18 protein-coding genes and 1 tRNA gene are annotated in these 24,816 nt (G+C 70.8%); 4 read left to right on the forward strand and 15 right to left on the reverse strand.

Annotated elements, in window-relative coordinates; all coding sequences use genetic code 11:
• Positions 1–5 precede the first annotated feature (5 nt).
• The 5 genes from thrB to argS are packed head-to-tail and all read right to left on the reverse strand — an operon-like array spanning position 6 to position 6,460.
• Positions 6–968 (reverse strand): homoserine kinase, encoded by a 963-nt coding sequence (gene thrB, locus R4P08_RS04805; RefSeq protein WP_317812614.1) that lies wholly within the window; start codon positions 966–968, stop codon positions 6–8.
• Positions 965–2,047, reverse strand: a complete 1,083-nt coding sequence (gene thrC, locus R4P08_RS04810) for a threonine synthase (RefSeq protein ID WP_317812615.1) — start codon at positions 2,045–2,047, stop codon at positions 965–967. The genes thrB and thrC overlap by 4 nt, the downstream gene beginning before the upstream one ends.
• Positions 2,044–3,396, reverse strand: coding sequence for a homoserine dehydrogenase (locus R4P08_RS04815; RefSeq protein WP_317812616.1), 1,353 nt, complete (start codon positions 3,394–3,396; stop codon positions 2,044–2,046). The genes thrC and R4P08_RS04815 overlap by 4 nt, the downstream gene beginning before the upstream one ends.
• Positions 3,393–4,811 (reverse strand): diaminopimelate decarboxylase, encoded by a 1,419-nt coding sequence (gene lysA, locus R4P08_RS04820; protein ID WP_317812617.1) that lies wholly within the window; start codon positions 4,809–4,811, stop codon positions 3,393–3,395. The genes R4P08_RS04815 and lysA overlap by 4 nt, the downstream gene beginning before the upstream one ends.
• The gene (gene argS, locus R4P08_RS04825) at positions 4,808–6,460 is read right to left on the reverse strand and encodes an arginine--tRNA ligase (protein WP_317812618.1); all 1,653 of its coding nucleotides are present in this window, start codon (positions 6,458–6,460) and stop codon (positions 4,808–4,810) included. Before argS ends, lysA begins: the two co-directional genes overlap by 4 nt.
• A 194-nt stretch (positions 6,461–6,654) precedes the next feature.
• Between argS and R4P08_RS04830 the strand changes: the two genes are divergently transcribed.
• Positions 6,655–6,730, forward strand: a tRNA-Arg gene (locus tag R4P08_RS04830).
• 89 nt (positions 6,731–6,819) lie between these two features.
• Here R4P08_RS04830 and R4P08_RS04835 read toward each other — a convergent pair.
• From R4P08_RS04835 to R4P08_RS04855, 5 genes are all read right to left on the reverse strand, one after another.
• The gene (locus tag R4P08_RS04835) at positions 6,820–7,299 is read right to left on the reverse strand and encodes a MarR family winged helix-turn-helix transcriptional regulator (protein ID WP_317812619.1); all 480 of its coding nucleotides are present in this window, start codon (positions 7,297–7,299) and stop codon (positions 6,820–6,822) included.
• Positions 7,300–7,373: 74 nt separating this feature from the next.
• Positions 7,374–10,028, reverse strand: coding sequence for an AAA family ATPase (locus R4P08_RS04840; RefSeq protein WP_317812620.1), 2,655 nt, complete (start codon positions 10,026–10,028; stop codon positions 7,374–7,376).
• Positions 10,025–11,212 carry an exonuclease SbcCD subunit D gene (locus R4P08_RS04845; protein WP_317812621.1) on the reverse strand — a complete coding sequence of 396 codons (1,188 nt, stop codon included), beginning with the start codon at positions 11,210–11,212 and terminating at the stop codon, positions 10,025–10,027. Before R4P08_RS04845 ends, R4P08_RS04840 begins: the two co-directional genes overlap by 4 nt.
• A 61-nt stretch (positions 11,213–11,273) precedes the next feature.
• The gene (locus tag R4P08_RS04850; protein WP_317812622.1) at positions 11,274–12,035 is read right to left on the reverse strand and encodes a hypothetical protein; all 762 of its coding nucleotides are present in this window, start codon (positions 12,033–12,035) and stop codon (positions 11,274–11,276) included.
• Positions 12,032–14,935, reverse strand: a complete 2,904-nt coding sequence (locus R4P08_RS04855; RefSeq protein WP_317812623.1) for a DEAD/DEAH box helicase — start codon at positions 14,933–14,935, stop codon at positions 12,032–12,034. Before R4P08_RS04855 ends, R4P08_RS04850 begins: the two co-directional genes overlap by 4 nt.
• Positions 14,936–15,091: 156 nt before the next feature.
• Here R4P08_RS04855 and R4P08_RS04860 point away from each other — a divergent pair, with 156 nt between their 5' ends.
• Complete coding sequence (locus R4P08_RS04860; RefSeq protein WP_317812624.1) at positions 15,092–15,853, forward strand: HNH endonuclease family protein; 762 nt, start codon at positions 15,092–15,094, stop codon at positions 15,851–15,853.
• Between the two features lie 40 nt (positions 15,854–15,893).
• Here R4P08_RS04860 and R4P08_RS04865 read toward each other — a convergent pair whose 3' ends face one another.
• The 5 genes from R4P08_RS04865 to R4P08_RS04885 are packed head-to-tail and all read right to left on the reverse strand — an operon-like array spanning position 15,894 to position 22,477.
• Complete coding sequence (locus tag R4P08_RS04865; protein WP_411741156.1) at positions 15,894–18,032, reverse strand: DEAD/DEAH box helicase; 2,139 nt, start codon at positions 18,030–18,032, stop codon at positions 15,894–15,896.
• Between the two features lie 54 nt (positions 18,033–18,086).
• Positions 18,087–19,322, reverse strand: coding sequence for an MFS transporter (locus tag R4P08_RS04870; protein WP_317812625.1), 1,236 nt, complete (start codon positions 19,320–19,322; stop codon positions 18,087–18,089).
• Positions 19,319–20,653 carry a M20/M25/M40 family metallo-hydrolase gene (locus tag R4P08_RS04875; RefSeq protein WP_317812626.1) on the reverse strand — a complete coding sequence of 445 codons (1,335 nt, stop codon included), beginning with the start codon at positions 20,651–20,653 and terminating at the stop codon, positions 19,319–19,321. Before R4P08_RS04875 ends, R4P08_RS04870 begins: the two co-directional genes overlap by 4 nt.
• Positions 20,650–21,822: an amino acid deaminase/aldolase gene (locus R4P08_RS04880; RefSeq protein ID WP_317812627.1), complete on the reverse strand. Its 1,173-nt coding sequence runs from the start codon at positions 21,820–21,822 to the stop codon at positions 20,650–20,652. Before R4P08_RS04880 ends, R4P08_RS04875 begins: the two co-directional genes overlap by 4 nt.
• A 16-nt stretch (positions 21,823–21,838) precedes the next feature.
• The gene (locus tag R4P08_RS04885) at positions 21,839–22,477 is read right to left on the reverse strand and encodes a TetR/AcrR family transcriptional regulator (RefSeq protein WP_317812628.1); all 639 of its coding nucleotides are present in this window, start codon (positions 22,475–22,477) and stop codon (positions 21,839–21,841) included.
• Positions 22,478–22,620: 143 nt separating this feature from the next.
• Between R4P08_RS04885 and R4P08_RS04890 the strand changes: the two genes are divergently transcribed.
• Positions 22,621–23,955 carry a D-arabinono-1,4-lactone oxidase gene (locus R4P08_RS04890; protein WP_317812629.1) on the forward strand — a complete coding sequence of 445 codons (1,335 nt, stop codon included), beginning with the start codon at positions 22,621–22,623 and terminating at the stop codon, positions 23,953–23,955.
• 93 nt (positions 23,956–24,048) lie between these two features.
• Positions 24,049–24,744 (forward strand): hypothetical protein, encoded by a 696-nt coding sequence (locus R4P08_RS04895; RefSeq protein WP_317812630.1) that lies wholly within the window; start codon positions 24,049–24,051, stop codon positions 24,742–24,744.
• The last annotated feature ends 72 nt before the right edge of the window (positions 24,745–24,816 follow it).

Consider the following 24,816-nt stretch of genomic DNA (forward strand, 5'->3'; position numbering starts at 1 on the left):
GGCCCTCAGCTCGCGGAGACCACCCTCGCGCGGTCGGCGATCTGCAGGTCCAGCACCCGCCATCCCTGGGCCTCCGCGCTCTCGCGCAGATCCACTGGGAGGGCGGCCGTCCCGAGGACCAGAACAGTGGGTCCCGCGCCGGAGACCGTCGCCGCGAGCCCGCGGTTCCTGAGCCGAGCCACCCACTCTGTGGTGCCGACGAGCGCGGGGGCCCGGTAGGACTGGTGCAGCCGGTCCTCCGTGGCGGCCAGGAGGAACTCGGGGTGCGACGCCAGCGCCACGGACATCAGGGCGGCCCGGCTGGCGTTGAACGCGGCGTCCTCGTGCGGGACGACGTCCGGCAGCAGCCCGCGGGTCTGCGCCGTCGAGGAGGTCTCCTCGGGAACGAGGACGGTGGCGACGATCGACGGGTCCACGTCCATCCGGACCGCGCGGTACGTCACGTTGGTCGCCGATCGCTCGGTCCACGAGACCACCACGCCGCCCAGGACACTCGCCGCGGCGTTGTCGGGGTGACCCTCGAACTCGCCCGCGAGCTGCACCAGATGCTCATCGGTCAGTACCCGGCCCATCAGGCCGTCCGCCGCGACCAGTCCCCCGACCGCCGCGGAGGCGGACGAGCCGAGGCCCCGCGAGTGCGGTATCGCGTTGGAACAGACGATCCGGACCCCCGGGGCACCCATGCCGCCGGCCCGGAGACCCGCTTCCACGGCCTTGGCCACGAGGTGAGAGGCGTCGGCCGGGACCTCCCCGGCGCCCTCGCCCGACACCTCGAGTTCGAGCCCCGACGCGATGGTCGTCACCGTGATGGAGTCGTAGAGGCCGAGAGCGACCCCGAGGGCGTCGAAGCCCGGCCCGAGGTTCGCGCTGGACGCGGGCACCTCCACGGTGACCGTCCGCCCGACCGGCAGAATCCGTCCGCCGGAGCTGCCGAAGACCTCGGGCCCCGTTCCGATCACGGCGCTCATTCCAGGCCGAGCGCGCCGGCGACCGCGGTCGGGTCCACCGGGATGGCCTCCACCTCGGGCATGCCCAGCAGCGCGGTGTCCGGGTCCTTGAGTCCGTTGCCCGTGACCGTGCAGACGATGGTCTGTCCGGCTTCGAGCTCGCCGTTGGCAAAGGCGTCCAGCAGACCGGCGACCGACGCCGCCGACGCGGGTTCGACGTACACGCCGTCCTTGCCCGCGACCGTGCGGTACGCCTCGAGGATCTGCTCGTCGGTCCGCTTGCGGAACGTCCCGCCCGACTCGTCGCGGGCGGTCACCGCACCGTCCCAGGAGGCCGGGGCGCCGATGCGGATCGCGGTGGCGATGGTCTCCGGGTTCTTGACCGGCGCGCCGTCGACGAGCGGGGCCGCACCGGCGGCCTGCACACCCATCATCCGCGGGCGGGCCGAGATGATCCCGTCGGCGTGGTACTCGCTGTACCCCTTCCAGTACGCGGTGATGTTGCCCGCGTTGCCGACGGGGAGGAAGTGCAGGTCGGGAGCCCGTCCGAGGACGTCGACGATCTCGAACGCCGCCGTCTTCTGGCCCTCGATCCGGACCGGGTTGACCGAGTTGACCAACCCGATCTCGCCGTAGGTCGCGGTGGTCTTGCGCGCCAACTCCAGGCAGTCGTCAAAGTTGCCGTCGACCTGGATGATCGTGGCGCCGTGCATGACCGCCTGCGCCAGTTTCCCGGCGGCGATCTTGCCCTGCGGGATTAGCACCGCACACCCCATGCCGGCGCGGGTGGCGTAGGCCGCGGCCGAGGCGGAGGTGTTGCCCGTCGAGGCACACAGCACGGCCTTCTGGCCGCGGGCCTTGGCGTCGGTGACGGCCATGGTCATCCCGCGGTCCTTGAAGGACCCGGTCGGGTTCAGCCCCTCGACCTTCAGGTACACCTCGCAGCCGGTGAGCGCGGAGAGGTACGTCGCCGGGAGGAGGGGGGTGGCGCCCTCGAAGAGGGTCACCGTCTCCCAGTCGTCCCCGATCGGGAGACGGTCGCGGTAGGCCTCGATGAGGCCGGGCCAGCGGCTGTGCACGGGCTGGTAGGTGGTGCTCATTCGGTGTCCACTCCCTCGAGACGGATGACGCTGGTGATGACCGAGACGGCGTCCTGGTCCGAGAGCGCGGCGACGGTGTCGGCGAGTGCGCGCTCGGAGGCCCGGTGGGTCAGAACGGTCAGCTCTGCGGTGGGCTGCGAGTCGTCGCCCTCGGCCTCGGGCACCTCGACCTCGGTCTGGCGGACCTGGGCGATCGAGACGCCGTGACGCGAGAACTCGGCGGCGACCAGCGCGAGCACGCCGGGCTTGTCGGCCACGCGCATGCGCACGTGGTAGCGGGTGGAGACCTCGTCCATGGAGGCCACCGGCAGGGCCGCGTACGTCGACTCCCCGGGCGCCCGGCCCGAGTCCACCTTGTTACGGGCCGCGGCGACCATGTCGCCCAGGACGGCGGACGCGGTCGGCGCCCCGCCCGCACCCTGGCCGTAGAACATGAGCTGGCCGGCCGCCTGGGCCTCCACGACCACGGCGTTGAACGCGCCGTTGACCGTCGCGAGAGGGTGGGTGTTGGGCAGCAGCGCGGGGTACACGCGCGCGGAGACCGCCTCGGTGCCGTCCGCCCGCTGCAGCTTCTCGCAGATGGCGAGGAGCTTGATGGTGCAGTCCATGTCGCGGGCCGAGGCGAAGTCGTCGGGCGAGATGCGGGAGATCCCCTCGCGGTACACGTCGCCGGCGGTCACGCGGCTGTGGAACGCGATCGAGGCGAGGATCGCGGCCTTGGCCGCCGCGTCGTATCCCTCCACGTCGGCCGTCGGGTCGGCCTCCGCGTACCCGAGCCGGGAGGCCTCCGCCAGCGTCTCCGAGTAGTCGGCGCCCGTATTCCCCATCTCGGAGAGGATGTAGTTGGTGGTGCCGTTGACGATGCCCAGGACACGCTCGACCTGGTCACCGGCCATGGAGCGACGCAGCGGGCCGATCACCGGGATCGCTCCCGCCACGGCCGCCTCGAAGTACAGGTCGGTGCGGGTGGATTCCGCCGCCTCCGCAAGCTCGTCGGTGTACTCGGCGAGCAGGGCCTTGTTGGCGGTTACCACGGCCTTGCCGTGACGCAGCGCGTCGAGGAGGAGGGGACGGGGGACGTCGATGCCGCCCATGAGTTCGACGACGACGTCGACGTCGTCCCGGGACACCAGCGAGGCCGGGTCCGCGGTGAGGAGCTCCGGGTCCAGTCCGCGGTCCCTGGTCAGGTCACGGACCGCCACGCCTCGCAGGGCCAGAGGGGCGCCGATGCGCGAGGCGAGCGCCTCCGCGTTCTCCGTCATGTAACGGATGACCTCGGTTCCGACGGTGCCCATGCCGAGCACCGCCACCCCCACGGGTCGCACGCCAGACGCCGTTGCGTCGCTCACTGTCCCACCTCCAAGCTCGTCAGATCGTCCAGGGTTTCACGTCGCAGGACCAGGCGTGCGCGGCCGTCGCGGACCGCCACCACCGCCGGCCGCCCGATGAGGTTGTACCGACTCGACATCGAGTAGCAGTACGCGCCCGTGGCCGCCACTGCGACCAGGTCGCCGGCACCCACGTCCTCCGGCATCCAGAGATCGCGCACCACCACGTCACCACTCTCGCAGTGCTTGCCCACCAGCCTCGCGACCACCGGCTCCTCGGCCGAGGCACGGCCGACGAGACGGGCGTCGTAGGCGGCGTCGTACAGCGCCGTCCGGATGTTGTCGCTCATCCCGCCGTCGACGCTGATGTAGCGACGGCTCTCCCCGCCCGCGAGTTGGACGTCCTTGACCACGCCCACCTCGTAGAGGGTGACCGTACCGGGGCCGGCGATCGCGCGACCCGGTTCCACGACCAGCGTCGGGGGGGTGAGCCCCACGTCCTCGGAGAACCCGTCGACGATCTTCGTCAACGCGGCGGCGAGTTGCGCCACCGGCGGGGGGTCGTCGGACGGGACGTAGCTGATGCCCAGGCCGCCGCCGAGGTCCAGGTGGTCCAGCTGGGCAGTGCGTTCCACGCCGAACTCGTCGACGATGTCGCGCAGGAGCCCGATCACCCGGCGCGCCGCGAGCTCGAAGCCGTCGACGTCGAAGATCTGCGAGCCGATGTGGCTGTGCAGACCGGTCAGCCGGATGTGCTGCGCGTCGAACACGGCCCGGACGGCCTCCATGGCCGCCCCTCCAGCCAGCGAGAACCCGAACTTCTGATCCTCGTGGGCGGTGGCGATGAACTCGTGGGTGTGGGCCTCGACTCCCACCGTGACCCGGATGAAGACGTCCTGGACCACACCCTCCTCGGCAGCGATGCGGTCGAGGAGCGCGATCTCGGACATCGCGTCGAGCACCACGTGACCGACACCGCTCTGCGTGGCCAGACGGAGTTCGTCGGCGGACTTGTTGTTCCCGTGGAAGGTGATCCGGGCGGGCGGGAAGTCGGCGCGGAGGGCCACCGCGAGCTCGCCGCCCGAGGCGACGTCGAGGCTCAGCCCCTCCTCCGCCACCCAGCGCGCCACCTCGGTGCACAGGAACGCCTTGGAGGCGTAGTGCACCCGGTCGACGCCCCCGAAGGCCTCCGCCATGTCGCGGCAGCGGGAGCGGAAGTCGTCCTCGTCGATGACGAACAGCGGGGTGCCGAACTCTGCCGCCAGCTCATCCGCCGCGACTCCGGCGAACTCCACCACGCCGTCGACGCGTCGGCCCGCTCCCCGCGGCCACACGGCCGGATCCAGGGCCATGACGCCGTCCGGGTCGACGGGCCGTTCGGAGATCCCCGGTGCGTGGGGGTACTCGTGCCGGGCCCCGGCCGGGTGCGCGCTCACATTCTCTCCGGGGCGGTGACGCCGATCAGACGCAGGCCGTTCGCCAGCGTCTGCCGGGTGGCGGTGCTGAGGGCCAGGCGTGCGGCATGGAGCGGCCCTGCTTCCTCATCACCCATCGGCAGCACCCGGCACGTGTCGTAGAAACGGTGGTACGTGCCGGCGAGCTCCTCCAGATACCTGGCCACCCGGTGCGGTTCTCGCAGGTCGGCTGCACTGGCCACCACCCGCGGGAACTCCCCGATGGTCCGGATGAGCGCGCCCTCGCGATCCTCAACCAGCAGCGCGAGGTCGGCTGCCTCGGTGGTGACCCCCAGGTCGGCGGCATTGCGGGCCAATGAGCACAACCGGGCGTGGGCGTACTGGACGTAGAAGACGGGGTTGTCGTTGGTGGCCGACGTCCACAGTTGGAGATCGATGTCCATGGTCTGATCCACCGAGGAGCGGATGAGCGCGTAGCGGGCGGCGTCGACGCCGATCGCGTCCACCAGATCATCCAGGGTGATGACCGTCCCGGCACGCTTGCTCATCTTGAGCGGGACGCCGTCGCGAACGAGGCTGACCATCTGACCGATGAGCACCTCGATCGTCGCGGGATCGTCGCCGAGCGCTGCCGCCGCCGCCTTGAGACGGGCGATGTAGCCGTGGTGGTCCGCTCCGAGCATGTAGATGCACAGGTCGAAGCCGCGTTCCCGCTTGTCCAGGAAGTAGGCGATGTCGCCGGCGATGTAGGCGGCGTTGCCGTCGGACTTGAGGACCACCCGGTCCTTGTCGTCGCCGAAATCCGTCGAGCGGAGCCACCACGCGCCCTCGGACTCGTAGAGGTTGCCGTTGCCCTTGAGGGTCTCGATCGCGCGGTCCACGGCACCGGAAGTGAACATCGAGTTCTCGTGGGTGTAGACGTCGAAGACCGTCCCGAACTCGGCGAGGGACTTCTTGATGTGGGTGAACATCAGGTCGACGCCCACAGCGCGGAAGGTCTCGAGCCCGTCGGCCTCGGGCAGCGCGAGCACATCGGGGCGGGCCGCGACGACCTGGGCCGCGATGTCCTCGATGTACGCCCCCGCGTAGCCGTCCTCCGGGGTCGCCTCTCCGCGGGCCGCGGCGGCGAGCGATCGGCTGAACCGATCGATCTGGGCGCCGTGGTCGTTGAAGTAGTACTCCCGGGTCACTGCCGCGCCCGAGGCCTCGAGAACCCGACCGAGTGCGTCACCGACCGCCGCCCATCGGGTGCCACCCAGGTGGATGGGGCCGGTCGGGTTGGCCGAGACGAACTCGAGGTTCACCCGTCGGCCGGCCATCGCGGCACCGGTTCCGTACGCCTCGCCCTGCTCGATGACGCTGGCCACCAGGGAACCCTGCGCTCCGGAGTCGAGCCGGATGTTGAGGAAGCCGGGGCCGGCGATGTCCGCCGAGGCCACACCGGGATCCTTGACGAGCGCGGTGGCGAGTTCCTGCGCCAGATCGCGTGGGGCCACACCGACCTTCTTGGCCAGCTGCAGCGCGATGTTGGTCGCATAGTCGCCGTGCTCCGGGTTGCGGGGTCGCTCGACGGTCACCGCCTCCGGCACCACCGAGATGTCGGCTCCGCGTTCGGCGAGAACGGCGATGAGTGCGGCGCGGATGACGGCGGCGAGGTCAGCGGGGGTCACGTCTTCCTATTCTAGGTGTCGGTCCGTCGGCAGGAGAATCGGATGCCACCGGCGTTCCCGCCGCCCGCGCCTGCCCGGACCCGATGCGGGTTCGCCCGCCAGCCGGTGCTACGATCAGTCTCGCTGTTCAGCAGGGTGATCTCAGGAGGTCACTTGCCGGGGCAGCCTCCGACCCCCGAGGGGGTCGGTATCCCGCCCTCGTAGCTCAGGGGATAGAGCGTTGGTTTCCGGTACCAAAGGTCAGGGGTTCGATTCCCTTCGGGGGCACCACATAAGAGCAGGGCCCGGGCATTTCGCCCGGGCCCTGCTCTCGTTTCCGGCTCCGCCCGGGCGCGCGGTCGCTCGCAGAAGGCGGTCGCTCAATTGGGCAGGGTGATCCCGTCGACCTCACCGATGCGGCTCGCCACCCGCTCGTAGATGTCGGTGAGTGTGCTGATCTCGTCCTCGGTCACGACATCGATGAACAGCTCCCGCACCTTCTCCACGTGCTTGGGAGCCACCCGGGAGATCGCTTCTGCACCTTCCTCGGTGAGGGTGACGATGGTGCCCCGGCCGTCCTCCGCGCACTGCGCCTTGGCAACCAGGCCACGACCCTCCATGCGCCTGACCTGATGCGACACGCGGCTACGGTCCCAACCCAGGACCGAACCCAGGTCGCGGGCACGCAAGCCCCGGCCGTCGGCCTCGCTGAGGCTCACCAGGACGGAGTAATCCGACTGCGACATCGATGCGTCCCGCTGGAGCTGGCGCTCGATCGCCAGGTCGAGCAGTTGGTTGACATCCCTGTACCGGCGCCACATGCGCTGTTCATCATCGCTCAACCAGCGTGTTTCGCTCATGGGGTTATTAGAACACGGGGTCGTACGACGCGATCTGTTAGCCACCGGTCGTTTTTCCACGACGTTCTCCCCGATCAATCTGAGCTCGCACTCCCCCTCTGCATGACGTGGGTACGCGCGCCCCCGATCCCCGCGAAACGGGCCCGGTCGCACGTGAGCACGACCACCTGCGACGTCGCTGCTGCCGCGGCGATGACCGCTCCCATCGTCAACCGGCGAGAGGGATCGGTGTATCCCATCGTGTCGTCCAGGAAAACAGGGACGCCGTTGTCCCCGACCAGCCTCGCGCAGGCTATCCGGACGATCACGGCGAGTTGCTCGCGCGCACCGCCGGACAACGACTCGTAGTCGACCGTCACCTCGCCGATCCTCCGGCTGAGGATCGTCAGGTCCTCTCCCAGTCGCACATCGAACTCGCGCCCGTAGACCAGGGATCCCAGTTCCACCACAGCGCGGTGAAAGGGCGCCTGGTAGGCCAACAGTGCCTCGGAGCGGCGTCGTTCGAGGGTGCGGTGGAGAAGGTCCGCCGCGCGGGCCCGCCGCCACCGCGCGTCGTTCTCCCTCTGCGCCGCCTCGGCCTCCCGGTCCGCGACGGCGACCTCCTCCAGCCGCCCCTGGTCGCCGATCGCGTTGACCCGGCCGAGGGCCGTGGCCACCGCGGCAGCGCTCTCCCGCTCCTCGGCGACGAGCGCGGACAGAGACGCCCGCGCGTTGTCGAGGAGTTCCGGCGGGGCGTCGGCCAGGGCGTCATCCAACCGAGCCCGTGCGTGCTCGGCCGCCTCACGGGTGGAGTCCGCTACCTGCTTGGTGTGATCCACCGCCGCCGCGAGTTCGTGGTCGGAGGTCGTCGCCCTCGCCGCGTCGAGTGCGTCCTCGCATTCCCGTAGCCGGCCCGACGCTTCCGCCTCCAGCGCGGCCCGGGTGGCGAGATCGGTCCGCAGGGTCTCTGCCTCCGCCGCCACCGCCCGCTCCTCCGCGCGGCACCGGGACAGCTGGTCCTCGGCCGCGGCGAACGCTGCGGTCAGGTCCGAGAGTGATTCGGCCCCGGGTTCGTCCGAACCGTCATCGCGCTTCACCGGGCAAGTGGCCGTGGTCGTGCCCGTCTCCGGCTCGGACTCCAGCGCGATCGCGAGCGATGCCCGCCTACGGGTGAGGTCATCCGGGGTGTCTGCGCCGAGGAGATCCGCCCTCCGTCGCCGGAGCGCGACGATATCGGCGCGAAGACCATCGGCGCGCCGTGCCCGCTGCTCGGCCGCGGCCAGCGATCCGACCCCGATATCGTCCAGCAGGGCTGTCATGCGGGAGCGCGCTGCAGCCTCCGCGCGGCGGACCGCGTCGGTGTCCCCGGCGGGAAAGACTGTCAGGGAGGTCGCGCCCACCTCGAAGACGGTGTCCTCGACGATCTCCCGCGCCCACCCCCGGGAGGCGTCGACGGTGTCTCCTCCGACCCGGATCGGATCGCTTCCGGTCACCTCCACCCGCGGGGCGCTGGCGGCGCTGCGGACCACGGCCTCGCGGAGGGACACGTCGGCAGCACGTAACCGCTCGACGGACTCCTCGGGCAGTTCCGCGTCCGCCAGCTCGGTCTCCCGCTCCGCGAGTTCCTCCCCCACCGACAACAGGGTCTCGAGGGTCGCGTCCAGGGCGGTGAGGTCCGAGCGTCGGCGGTCTCGCTCCCGCGCGGCGCGCTCGGCATCGAGTTGCGACCGGACCTGGGTGACCCGTCCCTCGGCTACCTCCAGAGCGGTCCGGGCCTCCCGCGCCCTCCGCTCAGCGGGTTCCAGCCTCTGCGCTGCCAGCGCGACCGCATCGCGGAGGCCGGCGGTCCTGAGCTGTTCGTCATCGCGCCGGTTGATGAGCTCGGTGCGTTCCCTGAGCTCGCGGCTGGAGGCCTCGTGAGCTACCGCGGTGCGGTCGACCTTCCTCTCGGCGGACCTGCACGTGTCGCGGAGCTCGGCTACGTGACGGCCGGCCTCCTCCAGGCGCGCGACCTCGGCCACCACGGCGGTGAGCGAGGATTCACGGGTCTGGTGAACAGCCGTCTGCCCAGAGTGATCTGCCACCGCGGTGTCGAGCTCCGCGAGTCGCGCCCTGGAGGCGGCGAGTGCGTTCTGTGCCTCCGCGAGCCGCATCCCGGAGCGTGCCAGTTCGCCGGTGGGTTCGCCCCGGCGCGCCGTCAGATAGCGGTTCCGCTCCTCCGCCACGCGTGTGACAAGGGTGTCGTCACCGGTGGGGCTCTCTCCGCCGGCAGCCGCATCCAGAGCGCGCCGCAGCGAGTCCATGCCCTTGCCCGCCTCGACCTGACCGATCGGCTCGTCCTGGGCGATACGCAGGGCCCTCCACAGGGAGCGGTCGACCCGGCGATCGAGGAGGTCGCGGACATAGTCGTGGGCGTCATCTCCCGATAGAGCGACCCTCGCGGTGTCCGTAAACTCGAGCGAGGTCTTCTTGCCGCGGACGAACTCCTTCCGGTACCGCATCCGCTCACCATCGATGGTGAACTCCGCTTCCACCACCACGGAGACGTCCCGGCCCAAGGGGCTCGCGGCCTTGATCTCCGCCCGCCCCGACGATGCCTTGTGTTCCAGGAGCATCTCCAACGCATCCATGAGGCTGGTCTTCCCCGACTCGTTGGGGCCCTCGATCACAAAAACCCCGCGCGGGGGGAGGTGAACCTCTTCCCGGGCGACGCCTCGGAAGTCCTCGATGCACAGCCGGTGCAGGATCAACGCACTGCTCCGTCCACGAGCCGGAACAGCAGGCTGAGCGCGTGGCCGGCGTCCTCGGACTCGGGACCACCCGCCCCGGCAGCCGCCACCAGGTCCTGGACCGCATGTCGGGCGTAGCCGTCGACCAGGTCGGTGAAGTCGGAATCCTCCGCACGGACCACGAGGTGGGTGAGCCTCTCCCTCAGGTAGGCGGAGGCGAACAGCGCCGACCACGTCTCCAGCAGGTCATCGATCCGGGCCCGCAGCGCCACCCCGACGGTCCCCGTCAGGCCCAGCTTGAGGACGGTTCGCTGTTTGTCCTCCACCGCATCGACGTGCTCGGCGAGCGCATCGAGATCCTCCTCGGTGTCGATCTCGGCGCTGACCGCGAGGAACGACCACCGCCCGGTGCGGAGCGGGGTGACGGTGCAGTCGCCCCGTTCCCCGGCCGGGGACCGCTTCCCGAGTTCGACGAGCAGGGCGTGGCCGGAGTCTCTCTCCACGTCGTCGAAGGCCGTCGTCTCGGGGCTGCCGGAGAACCAGATCCTGTTCCCGGACCCCACCCGGGTGACGGAGTGTCGATCGCCCAGCGCCACGTAGTCCACGAGCCCCGCCTCTATCGCCTCGTCCAGGGCCGCGACGCGGATCGCCTCCACGGAGGGCGAGTCCCCGACGTAGATCTCATCGGTCCCGCCGTGTGCGACGACGATCCGCACTCCCTGCGTCGGTTCCAGATCGGACAGCAGCGCCGGTAGGCGCGCGGGGTCCGGGCGCTTGGAGGTCCACGGGACGCCGACCACCTCGACTCCGGAGACCACGTCGACCGGCCCCGAACCGTCGAGGATGATCACGGACCCGCCCTCCACAGCCGACGAGAAGTCCCGGCAGCGGAACACCGACGAGACGTCCAGGGGGTCGTGGTTGCCGGGGAGGATGAGGACGGGTACCGGGAACGCGGCCAGGGCCTCGGCGGCGCGGAGAACCACGGATCTGGGGACAGCGTTGTCCTCGAAGGCGTCTCCCGCCACCACGACGAACTCCGCCCCGTGCTGGGAGGCCAGGGTTCCCAGTGCAGCGACCGCCGCCAACCGGTCCGCCGTGTAGACGGCCTGCGATTCGGCCCCGAGGAATCGCCGGGTCATCCCGAGTTGCCAGTCCGCTGAGTGGAGGAACCTGACGGTGCCGACGTCCCGTGGCTTGTTCATGGCCGCATCGTAGGTCGAGGGTCCGACACCGCTGCGACGGGCGGCCCCGAGGAGGGGCCCGTCACCGGGGCCGGTACCTGGTGAACGCGTCGAGGAAGTCCTCGAGATCGGCCACCACACGCAGCTGCTCGAGGGGATCACCGGTGGCGGCTGCGGCGAGTCTCCTGGTCACCGGGGCGTCCAGGAGATCCTCCATCCCCGCCGGGTCGGGGTCCGGGACGGTCGGCAGAAGCGGGTCCCGGCCCCAGAGGCTCTCCTCGACGTCATACGCCACGCCCCCGTCGTTCCCACCCGCCGCGCCACCCAGGACCGCGCCGAGCTCCTCGGCCCGCAACCCCCGCAGCGCGAACATCACCTCGGGTGTGGCATCCCACCACTCGACCAGGACATAGGCCGCGGCGAGCACGTGTCTGCAGGGGCCTGGCCGTACCGGGCACGGACATGAGTACGACGTGGACCCGTGCACCGCCGGCAGGAGGAGGAACCCGACGGTGTCGGAGTACCCCCCGGACAGGGCGCCGAGCACTCCCCCCTCCTCCTGCCGGAGCGCGACGCGGAGGGCGTCGGAATCGGTCCCGTCGAGCGGGGCGAACTCGAACTCCACCGTGAACGGCTCAGGCCAACTGCCCCTGACGTCGCAGCGGATTCTCCGACCGGAGTGCTTCAGCGACAGGACTTTCCCATCGCGTGCCGCACTGCGGGCCAGGTACACCTCGGTACGATCCACCCCGGACTCGAAGTCCTTCGACCACCGCCGACTCCACATGTGGGTGCCGAACTCCCCCGCCCGGGACCTCGCGGGGATCCCTTTCCACTCGCTCATGGCTCGTCCTGCCCCTCGTCGGTCAGTGCCACCAGCGCGGCCAGGTCGACGTCGTCCAGTTCTGTCAGCGCCCCCGCGAGCGGGCCCAGGGTCAGTTCGGCGAGTGCGCGCTTGGACTCCAACAACTCGTCGATGCGATCCTCCACCGTTCCCGGCGCCACGAGGGTGCGGACCTGCACCACCCGCGTCTGCCCGATCCGGTGCACACGGTCCGTCGCCTGGTTCTCCACCGCCGGGTTCCACCAGCGATCGATGTGCACGACGTGGTTCGCCTGCGTCAGGGTGAGCCCGGTTCCACCGGCCCGGAGGGACGCGAGCATCACCGGCGGGCCGCCCGGGCGCTGGAACGCCTCCACCATCGCGGCCCGACCTGCCGCAGTGACGCCACCGTGGAGGAACGGCACCTCGGTCGCGGCCCGCCGTTCCAGCAGCGGCATGATGAGATCCCCGAAGGCCCGGTACTGCGTGAACAACAGGACCTTCTCCCCCGCGTCCAGGATCTCGGTGAGGACCTCGTCCAGCGCCGCCAGTTTCCCCGACCGGTGACGACCCCCGCGCAGCAGTGCCGACCCGTCGCCGAGGTAGTGGGCCGGATGGTTACACACCTGTTTGAGCGCCGTGAGTCCGGACAGGATCGCCCCCTTGCGAGCCGCGCCCTCGGATTCCTTGACCTGCTCCATCATGTCCTCGACCACCGCCTGGTAGAGCGTGGCCTGCTCGCGCGTCAGTGGTGAGTCGACGCGGATGTGCTGCTTGGCGGGCAGGTCGGCGGCCACCCGCGGGTCGGACTTGAGGCGGCGCAACACGAAGGGCGCGGCGAGCGCCCGCAACCTTGAGGCCGCCGCCTCGTCCCGATGGGTCTCGATGGGAACCGCGAACCGCGCGCGGAAGCTGCTCGCCGAACCGAGCAGCCCCGGGTTGGCGAAGTCGAGCACCGCGCGCAGTTCATCCAAGCGGTTCTCCACCGGGGTACCGGTGAGCGCGATCCGGTGCTCCGCGGGAATCGACCTGATGGCTCGCGAGACCGCCGTGGACGGGTTCTTCACCGTCTGCGCCTCGTCCGCGACCAGGCGCCGCCACGGCACCTCCGTGAGCAGCTCCGCATCGCGGGCGGCCGTGCCGTACGAGGTCAGGACCAGATCCGCGCTCGTCATCCGCTGGACCGCGTCCGTTCCCCGCTCCCGCCCCGGCCCGTGGTGGACGTGCACCCGCAACTCCGGTGCGAACGTCGAGGCCTCTCGTGCCCAGGTGGCCACCAGGGTCAGGGGCGCCACCACCAGGGTCGGGCCGGTCCGGCCGTCGGCGTATTCGGCGGACGTGAGCGCGAGGACCTGCATCGTCTTCCCCAGGCCCATGTCGTCGGCCAGCACCGCTCCGGTTCCGGCTCGCGACAACGCCGAGAGCCAGCGCAGGCCGTCCCGTTGGTACGGGCGTAGCGTCGCCCGGAACCACTCTGGAAGGACGACCGGGACCGACGACGACGAGGGGATCCAGTCGAGGGTGGTGGGCGCCTCGATCTCGACCTCCTCGGCCTCCTCGGACATCAACGCCGCGACGAGCGCGGTAGCGGTGACCCGCACGCCCCGCCGCGCGGCGAGGAACCTGGCCGCCCTCCGCAACGCACCCGAGTCGGCGCGGACCCACTGACCACGGAGCTTCACCAGGTCGGACGCCGCGTCGAGCAGCATCCGGGCCTCGGTGGCGTCCAACGGGGAGTCGTCGACCACCATCTCCCAGTTCACGTCCGCCAGCTGCTCGAGCCCCAGTCGATGCCCCGAGTCGACCGCCTCGGTGCCCGGCTCCTTGACCGCCACCCTGACCGCGGTCCTGACCCTGGTCCAGGCCCGGGGAAGGAGGACCTCCACTCCCCGGCCGCGCAGTGCCTCCACGCCCTCGTCCACCAGATCCACGACGAGGTCGGTGGGCAGGAGCAGGTCGGGACTGTCGGCCACCCGGGTGGCACGGTTCAGCGGGGGCCAGTAGCGGACCGCCCTGTCCACCACGTCGCGGACCGGTTGGGTCACCGACGACGTATCGGGTAGCTCGCTCAGGGGCCGCAACGAGTCGGCGCCCGTCCGGACGAGCACTTCCAGTCTCCAGAACACTCCTGCGCCCGACGACGACTCGCCGACAGGGCGCTCCGGAGAGTCGTCAGGGGAGTCGTCGTCACCCGATGGCTCCATGAGGCGGAACACCACCTCCACGTCCTTGGCCGCGGCCGCACGACCGAACTCCCTGATCGCATCGGCGAGCGACTGCCCGCCGGACGTCACCTCCCCGCCGCTCACCAGTGCGTCCCCGAGCGCACTGTGGTGATCCGCCGCGAGCAGCGCCAGTGCCGCCCGCGCGTGGTGGCCCGTCAGAGACGACAGGAGACTGTCGAGTTCGTCACGGGTGGCGACCAACCCGTGGGCGCGGGTGAGGCTCTCGGCCGCCCAGGCCGAGACCACCGGCGACGACACCAGCTCCCACGAGGCGTCCCACTCACCATCTGACCTGCTCAACGCGGGCACCGCATGCCCCGCGGAGATGAAGGCCGCGACCCCCTCGGACAACGCCGAGAAAGCGCGCAGGCCCGGCCCCACCCACTGCGCATCGGTCTGCTCATCGACCGCGAGGAGCTGACAGAGGTCCATCGCGGCACCGACCGAGATCCGGACCCCGGGCACCGTGGCGGGCCTGACCTGCCCCTCCACGACAGCGCGAACGCTGATCCGGTGGGTGAGCTTGTAGCGCTCGAGGAACTCGACCACAGGGGCCGGTGCGCCAGCCCGGGCCACGGCGGTGACGGTGGCGGCCGGAGCGACGGACTGCGGCCTGCGCAGCCCGGTCTCGCACCACAGGCCCACGACCCCTGCCTGCCACACGGCGTGGAGGCGGGGATCGGCGGTCGGGGTCACGACCTCATGAAAGCACGGCCATCAGACATCCCCTCCCCCGCAGGGCCCAGCAGCGGCGTCACCGGTCCGTCCACAGGCCCGGGCGTCTCCACAGGCACCGCGGCCTCGCTCCCTCGGAGCTGCTGTCCGGGACAGGGCTGCACCCATACTCCCCCTGTGACGCCTCAACCACGGACGGGGTTCGGTGACCTCGGGCCCGGCCGGATCGTGCCGCCGACAGCGCCTCGCGCGCTCGGCTTGGCCGTCGCGGCGACGCTGGTGCTCTGCCTGGTCGTGGAGCTTGGTGAGCCGCGCACCTCTGCACCGGGGAGCCCGGCACGCGACCGCGTCGCTCCGCTGCTGGCGGTGGTCGAGGTGGTGCCGGACCGCGTCCCGGTTCCCGGGTACGAACGGGATTGTTCGGGGTCCTCGGCGTGTGTGTTCGGTCCGGCCTGGAGCGATACGACGGGTGCACCGGGTTCGGGGAACGGGTGCCCTACTCGTCACGACGTCCTGGCCCGGGATCTCATCGGCACCACGGTGGATCCCGACACCCCGTGCACCGTGCACGGCGGGATCCTCACTGACCCGTACACCGGCCGGGTGGTGGACGCCGGCCGCTCGGGGATCCGGGGGATCCATGTCGACCACGTCTTTCCGCTCTCCGCGGCGTGGGACCTCGGGGCGTGGCGTTGGCCCCCGCAGCGGCGCGCCGCGTTCGCCAACGACGTCGACCGGAACCTCGTCGCCGTCACCGGCTCCGTGAACACCACCAAGAGCGACTCGACACCCGCGGAGTGGCTACCGCCCGACCCCACGCGGCACTGTTTCTACGCGGCCAGATACCTCACCGCCGCGGCCGCGTACGACCTGCCGGTCACCGCCGCCGACCACGCCGTCCTGGACACGGCGATACGCCGCTGCCCCCGCGGCGGGTAGCGGCGGGGGCAGCGGCGGTCACCGCGGTCCTGAGATCTGCTTAGCGGTCCGAGCCGCCTCCGGAGCGACCGCGGAACCCGCCGCCGCGCTCCGAGCTCCGCTCACCACTCCGCTCGTTCCTCCGGTCACCGCCGCGATCGCCACGGTCACCGCCGCGGGGACGACCGGCGCCGCGCTCGTCACGGAAGGACGACGGTCGGCCTGCCGGAGCTCCCGAATCCGGACGGATGTCGATCTCGGCCCCGGCCACGCGGATCCCGCGCATCGACTCGATCTGATCGTGGGAGAGATTGGCCGGGAGCTCGACGATGGAGTGGTCGAACCGGATGGAGATGCGGCCGATGTCCCCTCCGCTGAGCCCGGCCTCGTTGGCCAGGGCGCCCATGATCGAACCGGGCTTGACGTTGTTCTTCTTACCCACGGCGATCCGGTACTCGGACATGTCCTTGCCCGCCCGCGACGGCCTCGGGCCTGCGGAGGAGTCGCGAGCCGGACGCTCGCGCCGGTCGTCCCTCCGCGGCTCGCGGCGGTCGTCGCGGCGGTCATCCCGACGTTCGGTCGGCCGTTGCACCGAACGCTCGGGCTCCCGCATGAGGAACTCGTCCGAGTTGCGCGACTGGGTGGCCAGCGCTGCGGCGATGTCCTCCATCGACACGGAGTGCTCGTTGGCGTACTCCCCCACCAGTCGGCGGAAGAGGGCCAGGTGGGGGTTGTCCAGGCTCTGGGTGATCGACTGCCCGAACTTGGCCATCCGCATCTCGTTGACGTCGTCGACGCTCGGGAGCTGGATCTCGGTCAGCGGCTGACGCGTGGCCCGCTCGATCTGCGAGAGCATGCGACGCTCACGCGGGGTGACGAACAACAACGCCTGGCCGCTGCGGCCGGCGCGGCCCGTACGGCCGATCCGGTGCACGTAGGACTCGGTGTCGTGCGGGATGTCGTAGTTGACCACGTGGCTGATCCGCGGCACGTCGAGGCCGCGGGCGGCCACGTCCGTGGCCACGAGGATGTCGGTCCGGCCGTCCTTGAGTGCTTCGATGGTCCGCTCGCGGAGGTTCTGCGGGATGTCGCCGTTGATCGGCGCGGCGGAGAACCCGCGCGCCCGTAGCTTCTCGGCGAGTTCCTCGGTGGCCGACTTCGTGCGGACGAACAGGATCATCGCGTCGAAGGACTCGACCTCGAAGATCCGCGTCAGGGCGTCGAGCTTGTCCCGGTGGTTGACCAGGACGTAGCGCTGCTGGATCGTCGGTGCCGTCGCCGTCTTGGACGCCACCTTCACCTCGAGCGGGTCGGTGAGGTACTTCTGCGAGATCCGACGGATCGCCGACGGCATGGTGGCCGAGAAGAGCGCGACCTGGGTGGTCTTGGGGGTGTCGGAGAGGATCCGCTCGACGTCCTCCTGGAAACCCATCGCGAGCATCTCGTCGGCCTCATCTAGCACGAGGTGGCGCAGTCCCGACAGGTCGAGAGTGCCCTTCTTGAGGTGGTCGATCACGCGACCGGGCGTGCCGACGATGATCTGCGCGCCACGGCGCAGCCCCGCCAGCTGGATCCCGTAGGCCTGGCCGCCGTAGATGGGCAGCACGTTGACCTGCGGCATGTTGGCCGAGTAGGTGATGCACGCCTCGGCGACCTGGAGCGCGAGTTCGCGGGTGGGCGCCAGGATCAGCGCCTGCGGGCTCTTCACCGACGGGTCGATGAGCGAGAGGATCGGCAGCGCGAAGGCCGCGGTCTTACCGGTACCCGTCTGAGCCAGGCCCACGACGTCGCGGCCGGCGAGCACGAGCGGGATGATGGCCGCCTGGATGGCGGAGGGGGCCTCGTAGCCGACATCCTTCACAGCCTGGGCGACGGCCGGTGCGAGGCCCATGTCGGCGAAGGTGGCGGCGGCGGGATCCACCTCGGCCTTCTTCTCAGCGGCGGGTGCGGCCTCAGCCGGCTTCTCGGGCTCGGCGGTCACGGGTGCGGGAGCGGCCTCAGCCGGCTTCTCGGGCTCGGCGGCCACGGGCGCGGAAGCGGCCTCAGCCGACTTCTCGGGCTCTGTGGCGATGGGAGCGGGAGCGACGTCACCCTGCTCCTCGACCCCCTCAGTAGCGGGGGCGGTGGTCTCAGGGGCGCTGGCGGCGGTATTGACCTCGTCGCCGGCAGCGGCGGTACGGTCCTCGTTGTCGTTGTTCATTAGGAACTCCATGGTACGGCGTCGGAGGCCTCCCACGCGACACGACAGCGCTGGTCATTCCCCCGGCATGGCCCGGCCGGGGTGTTCGCGGACCTCCCTGGCGAACAACCACGGCACGACGCCGGCCAGCAGCAGGGTGCCCGAGAGCACGAATCCGGGGGTGTAACCGAACCTGTCCACCACCAGCCCGACCATGACCGGACCCAGGATCGCCCCCGAGTCGCTGGCCATCTGGAACGTCGCGAGTACCTTCCCACCTGCACGATCAGCGCCGATCACGTCCGCGACCGCCGCCTGCTGGGCCGGGTTGAGCACCCCTGCCCCCATCCCGGCCACGACCGAGGCCGCGACGAGGAGCGGAACCGTGTCGCACCAGCCCAGAACAAGGGTGGTGACCCCCGACACCAGCAACCCCCCGATCACCAGGGGGCGACGCCCGTAGCGGTCGGACAGCCAGCCCGCCACCGAGATGACGGCCGCGGTGCCCACCGCGAAAGAGGCGAGTGCTGTTCCGGCGACCCCGGCGCCGGCATCGAAATTGGCCGCCGCGAACAACGGGACGATGGCCACCCGCACACCGAAGGAACTCCACCCGTTGACGAAGCTGGAGACGAGGGCCGCGCGGTACACGCTGTCGCGCAGCGCCTCGCCCACCAACAGGGGCTCCTGCACCGGGGTGCCGTCGTCCCCCGACGGTCGGCGACCACCCCTGAGGAACACGGCGACCACTCCCGTCGCCACCAGCAGCGTGCCCGCGTAGACGAAGAACGGGATGCGCATCCCGAACCCGGCGAGCAGCCCGCCCAGGACCGGGCCGCCGATGTTCCCGAGCAGGAACGCGGTGGCGTACAGGCCGGCGATCCGCCCCCGTGCGCCCGGCGGTGAGAGTCGGGTGAGCAACGCCATCGCGGAGATCGTGAACATGGTGGAGCCGAGCCCACCGAGCCCTCGGAACACCAGCAGTTGCCAATATCCCTGCGCGAGACCAGTGGCCAGGGTCGAGGCCACCACGATGAGCAGCCCGGTCATATAGACCCACCGCTCCCCCAGCCGGTCCACCAGGAACCCGCCGGCGGGGGCAAAGACGAGACGGAAGAAGGCGAAGACGCTCACCACCACCGACGCGGCGGTCACCGAGACGTCGAAGCTCCGGGCGAACTGCGGTAGCACCGGCGCGACGATCCCGTAGCCGATCGCGACCGCGAATGCCGCGGCGACCAGGACCCAGACGTCTGCGGGCAGGCGTTCGCGCGGGGTCGCCCGTGGGCGACCCGAGAGCAGGCCCGTCACGCCGATCGGAGCACGCGGGCCAGCACGTCCGCACCGAAGTGGAGAGCGTCGACGGGAACCCGCTCGTCGACGGCGTGGAAGTGACCGAACACGTCGAAGTCGTCGGGGACGCGCAACGGCACGAAGCCGTAGCCGTCGATGCCGAGCGGCGCCAGGTGCTTGTTGTCCGTACTCGCCGGCAGCAGGTAGGGCACGACCAGCGCGTCCGGGTCGGATGCGACGACGGCCTCGCGGATGACGCCGACCAGCGGGTCGTCTGCGGGGGCGGCGATCGGCGGCTCCCAGACCCACTCCACTGACACGTCGGGGCCGAGCTCCTCCTCGATCTCCGCGCGGAACGTGTCTTCGCCGCCGGGCAGGACCCGGCAGTCGATCTCTGCGAACGCCTCGGTGGGGATGACGTTGGTCTTGTACCCGGCGGAGAGGATCGTCGGGGAGGCGGTGTGCGAGAGGGATGCACCGACGAGCGGCCCGAAGTGTCCGAGGACGCCCAGGTGGGTGGGCAGATCGGCCACATCCCCGCTGACCCCCGCGATCTCGCCGACCGCCGCGGCGAGGGCGGTGTTGGCCTCCGTCGGCGCCACCGGGAAGTCGAGGCTCGCGACGCGGTGGACGGCGCCGGCGATCGACGCGACAGCGTTGTCCCCGGTGGGCCGTGAGGCGTGGGCGGCCGTGCCGTGTGCGCTCACCCGCGCCCAGGCGACGCCCTTCTCGGCGATCGCGATCGGATAGAGGCGACGCCCGGCGACGGGGACGGACCAGCCCCCGACCTCGCTCAGTGCGTGGGTCATCCCGTCGAAGATCTCGGGACGCTCCCGCACCACCCACTTGGCGCCCATGAGGCCCGCGGCCTCCTCGTCGGCGAAGAAGGCGAGCAGGAGGGGTCTGCGCGGCGTGATCCCCTCCCGTCGGTAGTGCCGCACCACGGCGAGCATCATGCCGATCATGTTCTTCATGTCCACGGTTCCGCGGCCGTAGAGCCAACCGTCGCGGATCTCGCCGGCGAACGGCGGGACCGTCCAGTCCTCGGCCACCGCGGGCACCACGTCCACGTGGCCGTGGACCACCAGCCCACCGGCCCCCGGATCGAGCCCGTCGACCCGGGCGAAGAGGCTGCCGCGGCCGGGTACGGACTCGACCAGTTGACTGCTGATCCCCACCTCGTCGAGGTATTCGGCGATCCGCCGGCACACGCGGGTCTCACCGTCGCCGATCGTCGCCGGGTCCCCGGTGTTGGTCGAGTCGATGGACACCAGGTCGGCAGTGATCGAGACGGCCTCCTCGTGCAGGAGGTCCCGCACGTCATCGGTCATCGCAGTGGCATCCGTCATCCGAAGCACTTCCCTTCCCCACGGTAGGTGGGCCAACGATCCACCACGGCGGGCCCCTCTGCAGTCTCGTCCACCACGTGGAGCGTGTCGAACCGCTCGCACAGCTCCCCGGCCTTGGCGTGCCGCCACCATGCGCGGCCGCCGATGGGGACCTCCCCGCGTATTGGCGTCTGGACCTCGCCCGCACCCTCCCTCCCCAGGTAGCGCAGCTCCGGAGGCCTGGCGGGCACCGGCAACCGGTCCGGCCCGGGCACCCCGGATGCCACGTAACCGCCGTAGAGGAAGGTGGTGTGACCCCGGGCGGGGGTCCGTACCGCCGGGAGCGCGAAGAACAGCGACGGCCGCGGCGTGAAGGACCGGTAGTGGTCGAACAACCCCGGAACGTACAACCCCGACCCGGCCGTGACCTCGGTGACGGCGGGATCGGCCGCGCTCTCGGCGACCGACCCGCTACCGCCCGAATTGACGATCTCCGGCTGCTCCCCGGTGAGGTCGGCGATGGTCGAGGCGACGGCCTCGCGCAACCCGAGGAGGCGACGCATCGACAGTTTCTTGACCAGTCCGATCCCCCGGACGTCGTCGGGCACACCGGCGACCTGCGCCTCGTAGAACATCGCCCCGACCACCCGGAACCCCATTCCGACGGCCCTCCGGACCAGGGGTTCGACATCGGCGGGGCCACGCAGGGGCGAGCGTCGCACCCCCAGGTGGAGGGGCCCGAGCTTCAACGAGGCATCGACGTCAACGCACACCCGGGCGCCGCCCGCACCCGCGGCGCGGGCGATCTCCAGCTGCCGGACGTCGTCGACCATCAGGGTCACCGCGGCGAGCGCCACCGGATCCGCGCCGAGCTCGGACAGGGCTCCGCGGTCGACCGTGGGATATCCCATGAGGACGTCCTGGCAGCCCCGGCCCACCAGCCACAGGGCCTCGGCGAGGGAATAGGCCATGATCCCGCGTACCGAGTCGTCGCCACGGAGCCCCGGACCCAGCACCTCCTCCAGCACGCCTCGTGCGCGGACCGACTTGCTGGCGACCCGGATCCGGGTCCCCCCGGCTCGGCGCCTGAGGTCGGCGAGATTCGCTCGTAGCGTCGGCAGGTGGAGCGCCGCCAGCGGTGCGTCGAGTTCGGCGGTGGCGGCCTCGACGCTGTCCAGCGCGCTCGGCACCCGGCCACCCCCGCGGCTAGGCACCTTCAGTGGGACGCGCGTCCGCGACAACCAGGTCGACGGCCCGGTGGAGCAGTGTGTTGGCCTCGTCGTCGTCGCGCGAGATCTGCCAGCGCAGCCCGATGCCGGCGATCACCGAGTCGACCACGTGCACCATGTTGTCGAGCCCCATGTTCCAGTCCATCCCCGCGGAATGCGCGGTGCGCTCGAGCACGGACCGGACGATCTCCTCGTTGGACGTCTGCTGGTCACGGGCCAGGCCCACCTCGGGCAGACCGTGGGTACGGATGGAGTACGACACGATCTCGTAGGTGAGCAGCTGCCGGTCGGGCGAGGCCGAGATCACCGCCCAGATGAGGTCGACGGCCTCGTAGAGCCGCCGGCGCAGACCCTCCGTCCCACGGGCGCCCGAGTCGAAGTTGACACTGACGAACGCCTTGGCCGCCTTGTGCACCTCGGAGTTCACCGCGCCGATCAACTCGCGGAGGAGCTCTTCTTTATCCGTGTAGCAATAGTGGACGACGCCGAGCGAGACACCGGCCCGCTCGGCCACGCCACGGATGGTCACCGCGCCCAGACCGTCGTGCTCCGCTATTTCCAGCGCGGCCCTGAGGAGCTGGGCTCGGCGCTGGTCGGCAGGAAGTCGTCTGGTCACCCGCTCACTGTACGACGGCCGAGCCCGTGTGGACAGCGATAACCACGCGCACTCCCCCGGGTGCGTCGCGCCCCCCGCCCGCTCGACAGGTCAATCGTCCAGTAAGTCCCCCGCTGCGTCCCCGGCGGGTAATCTCGGCCCATATGACGACCTCGAGTACGGCGTGGCAGAACTGGGCCGGGAACGTCCTGTGCTCCCCCACCGGCCGGCCGGTTCCCACGACGGTCGCCGAGGTGGCCGAGGTGGTGTCGGTGGCCGCCAGCAGCGGCACCAGGGTCAAGTGCGTGGGGGCGGGGCACTCCTTCACCCCCGCCGCCGCGACCGACGGGGTGATGATCTCCCTGGACGACCTCACCGGGATCGAATCGATCGTCCCCACCCGCGACGCTTCCGGGATCGTCGACGGCGCCGACGTGACGGTCTGGGCGGGAACCCGTCTGCACCGTCTGGGCCCACTGCTGTGGCAACTGGGCCTCGCCCAGCCCAATCTCGGGGACTTCGCCGAGCAGTCGCTGGCCGGTGCGGTCTCCACGGGCACCCACGGCACCGGATACGCCACCTCGGGCCTGCCGGACACCGTCGTCGGCCTGCAGATCGTCACCGCCGATGGTTCGGTGCTCACCTGTTCACGGGAGTCCCACCCGGAGGTGTTCCAGGCGGCACGTCTCGGGATCGGAGCGCTCGGGATCATCACCAAGATGACGATCCACTGTGTCCCCGCCTTCGCCCTGCGGGCCGAGGAGCATCCGTGGACGCTGACCGCGGCGCTGGCCGATCTCGGGGGTTTCGCACGCTCGGCCGATCACGCGGAGTTCTTCTGGTTCCCCCACACCGACGCGATCAACGTCAAGCGCAACACCCGCCTGCCCGGCGACGCCGACCTCCAGCCGGTCGGCCGTGTCCGTGAGCTCATCGACGACGAGTTCCTCTCCAACGAGGTCTACGGCGCGATGTGCCGAGCCGCCGCCCGACGACCGTCGCTGACCCCCCGGCTCAACCGCTTCGCCTCCGCGGCGTTGACCGCCCGTACGTACACCGACCGCAGCTACAAGGTGTTCGCCTCTCCGCGCCGGGTCCGCTTCCGCGAGATGGAGTACGCGGTGCCGGTCGCCGCCGCCGCCGGGGTGCTGGGCGACCTCCGCGATGCGATCAACCGGTCCGGCATCGTCACCCCGTTCCCCGTCGAGGTGAGGTTCGCCGCCGCCGACGACGTCTGGTTGTCGACCGCGTACCACCGCGACGTCTGCTACATCGCAGTCCACCAGTTCCACCTGATGGACCACACCGAGTACTTCCGCTTCGCCGAGGAGATCTTCCTCGCTGCCGGCGGCCGACCCCACTGGGGCAAGATGCACACGCGGACCGCCACCGACCTGGCGACCATGGTGCCGGGCTTCGACGATTTCGTCTCCGTGCGCGACCGTCTCGACCCGGACCGCGTGTTCGGCAACGAGTACACCGAGCGGGTTCTGCCGTGAGGAGCGCTACGCACTGATCCTCCGTACCGTGGGGGGACCGACTCGGACCGCCAGCACCGGTCCAGCCCGCGACCACGATCGAGGAGTCCCCCTGTGTCAGACCGCGCCGCCCCCGCCGACGCCCACGTCTCCGGCCCTCTCGCCGGGATGGTCACCGCCGCCCTGCGCCGGGCGATCCGGAGCCAGACCGGCGCGGCGCAGGGGTATGTGCGCAAGCTCCGCTCGACGCACCCCGACGAGAGTCCCGCCCAGCTCCGCAAGCGGCTCGACTCCCGGTTCCTCGCGATGGTCACCGCGTCTGGTGTCGCGGTCGGAGCGTCCAGTGCGGTCCCCGGGGTGGGCACGGTCGTGGCCTTCGGGGCGATCGGCGCGGAGTCGCTGGTGTTCCTCGAGGCCGCCGCGTTCTACACACTCGCCGTCGCGGAGGTCCACGGCGTCGACGTACGCCACGGTGAGCACGAGGAACTGCTGGTCATGACGATCATGCTCGGCGCCTCCGGGACAGCGATCCTGTCCAACGCGATCAGTGCCAGCGGAACCTCCGGTAGCGGCTCGCTCGCCGGCAACGCCCTGCGACTTCCCGGCCTCAAGGCGATCAACCGCCGGATGGTGTCCCGGTTCGCCCGGAAGTTCGCAGTCAAACGGGCCACCCTCGCCCTGGGCAAGTTGGCCCCCGCGGGGATCGGCGCGGCGGTGGGCGGCTGGGGCAACCGCAGGCTCGGGCGGACCGTCGTCGACACGGCCGACGCCACCTTCGGAGCACCTCCGGAGCACTGGCCCGCGGCGTGACCGGCCGGACGACGAGGGCTGCACATACCCCTGTCAGGTGAGATCCCAAGGCCGAGAACACGCAGAAGGTCT

The sequence above is a fragment of the Rhodococcus sp. IEGM 1408 genome, assembly GCF_033142235.1.
Lineage (GTDB): Bacteria > Actinomycetota > Actinomycetes > Mycobacteriales > Mycobacteriaceae > Dietzia.

Excerpts from the sequence above, each read along its gene's own strand:
- thrC (WP_317812615.1), bottom strand. The coding sequence starts at position 2,047 with ATGAGCACCACCTACCAGCCCGTGCACAGCCGCTGGCCCGGCCTCATC.
- R4P08_RS04890 (WP_317812629.1), top strand. The coding sequence starts at position 22,621 with ATGACGACCTCGAGTACGGCGTGGCAGAACTGGGCCGGGAACGTCCTG.
- thrB (WP_317812614.1), bottom strand. The coding sequence starts at position 968 with ATGAGCGCCGTGATCGGAACGGGGCCCGAGGTCTTCGGCAGCTCCGGC.
- R4P08_RS04845 (WP_317812621.1), bottom strand. The coding sequence starts at position 11,212 with ATGAACAAGCCACGGGACGTCGGCACCGTCAGGTTCCTCCACTCAGCG.
- R4P08_RS04850 (WP_317812622.1), bottom strand. The coding sequence starts at position 12,035 with ATGAGCGAGTGGAAAGGGATCCCCGCGAGGTCCCGGGCGGGGGAGTTC.
- R4P08_RS04865 (WP_411741156.1), bottom strand. The coding sequence starts at position 18,032 with ATGAACAACGACAACGAGGACCGTACCGCCGCTGCCGGCGACGAGGTC.
- R4P08_RS04835 (WP_317812619.1), bottom strand. The coding sequence starts at position 7,299 with ATGAGCGAAACACGCTGGTTGAGCGATGATGAACAGCGCATGTGGCGC.
- R4P08_RS04875 (WP_317812626.1), bottom strand. The coding sequence starts at position 20,653 with ATGACGGATGCCACTGCGATGACCGATGACGTGCGGGACCTCCTGCAC.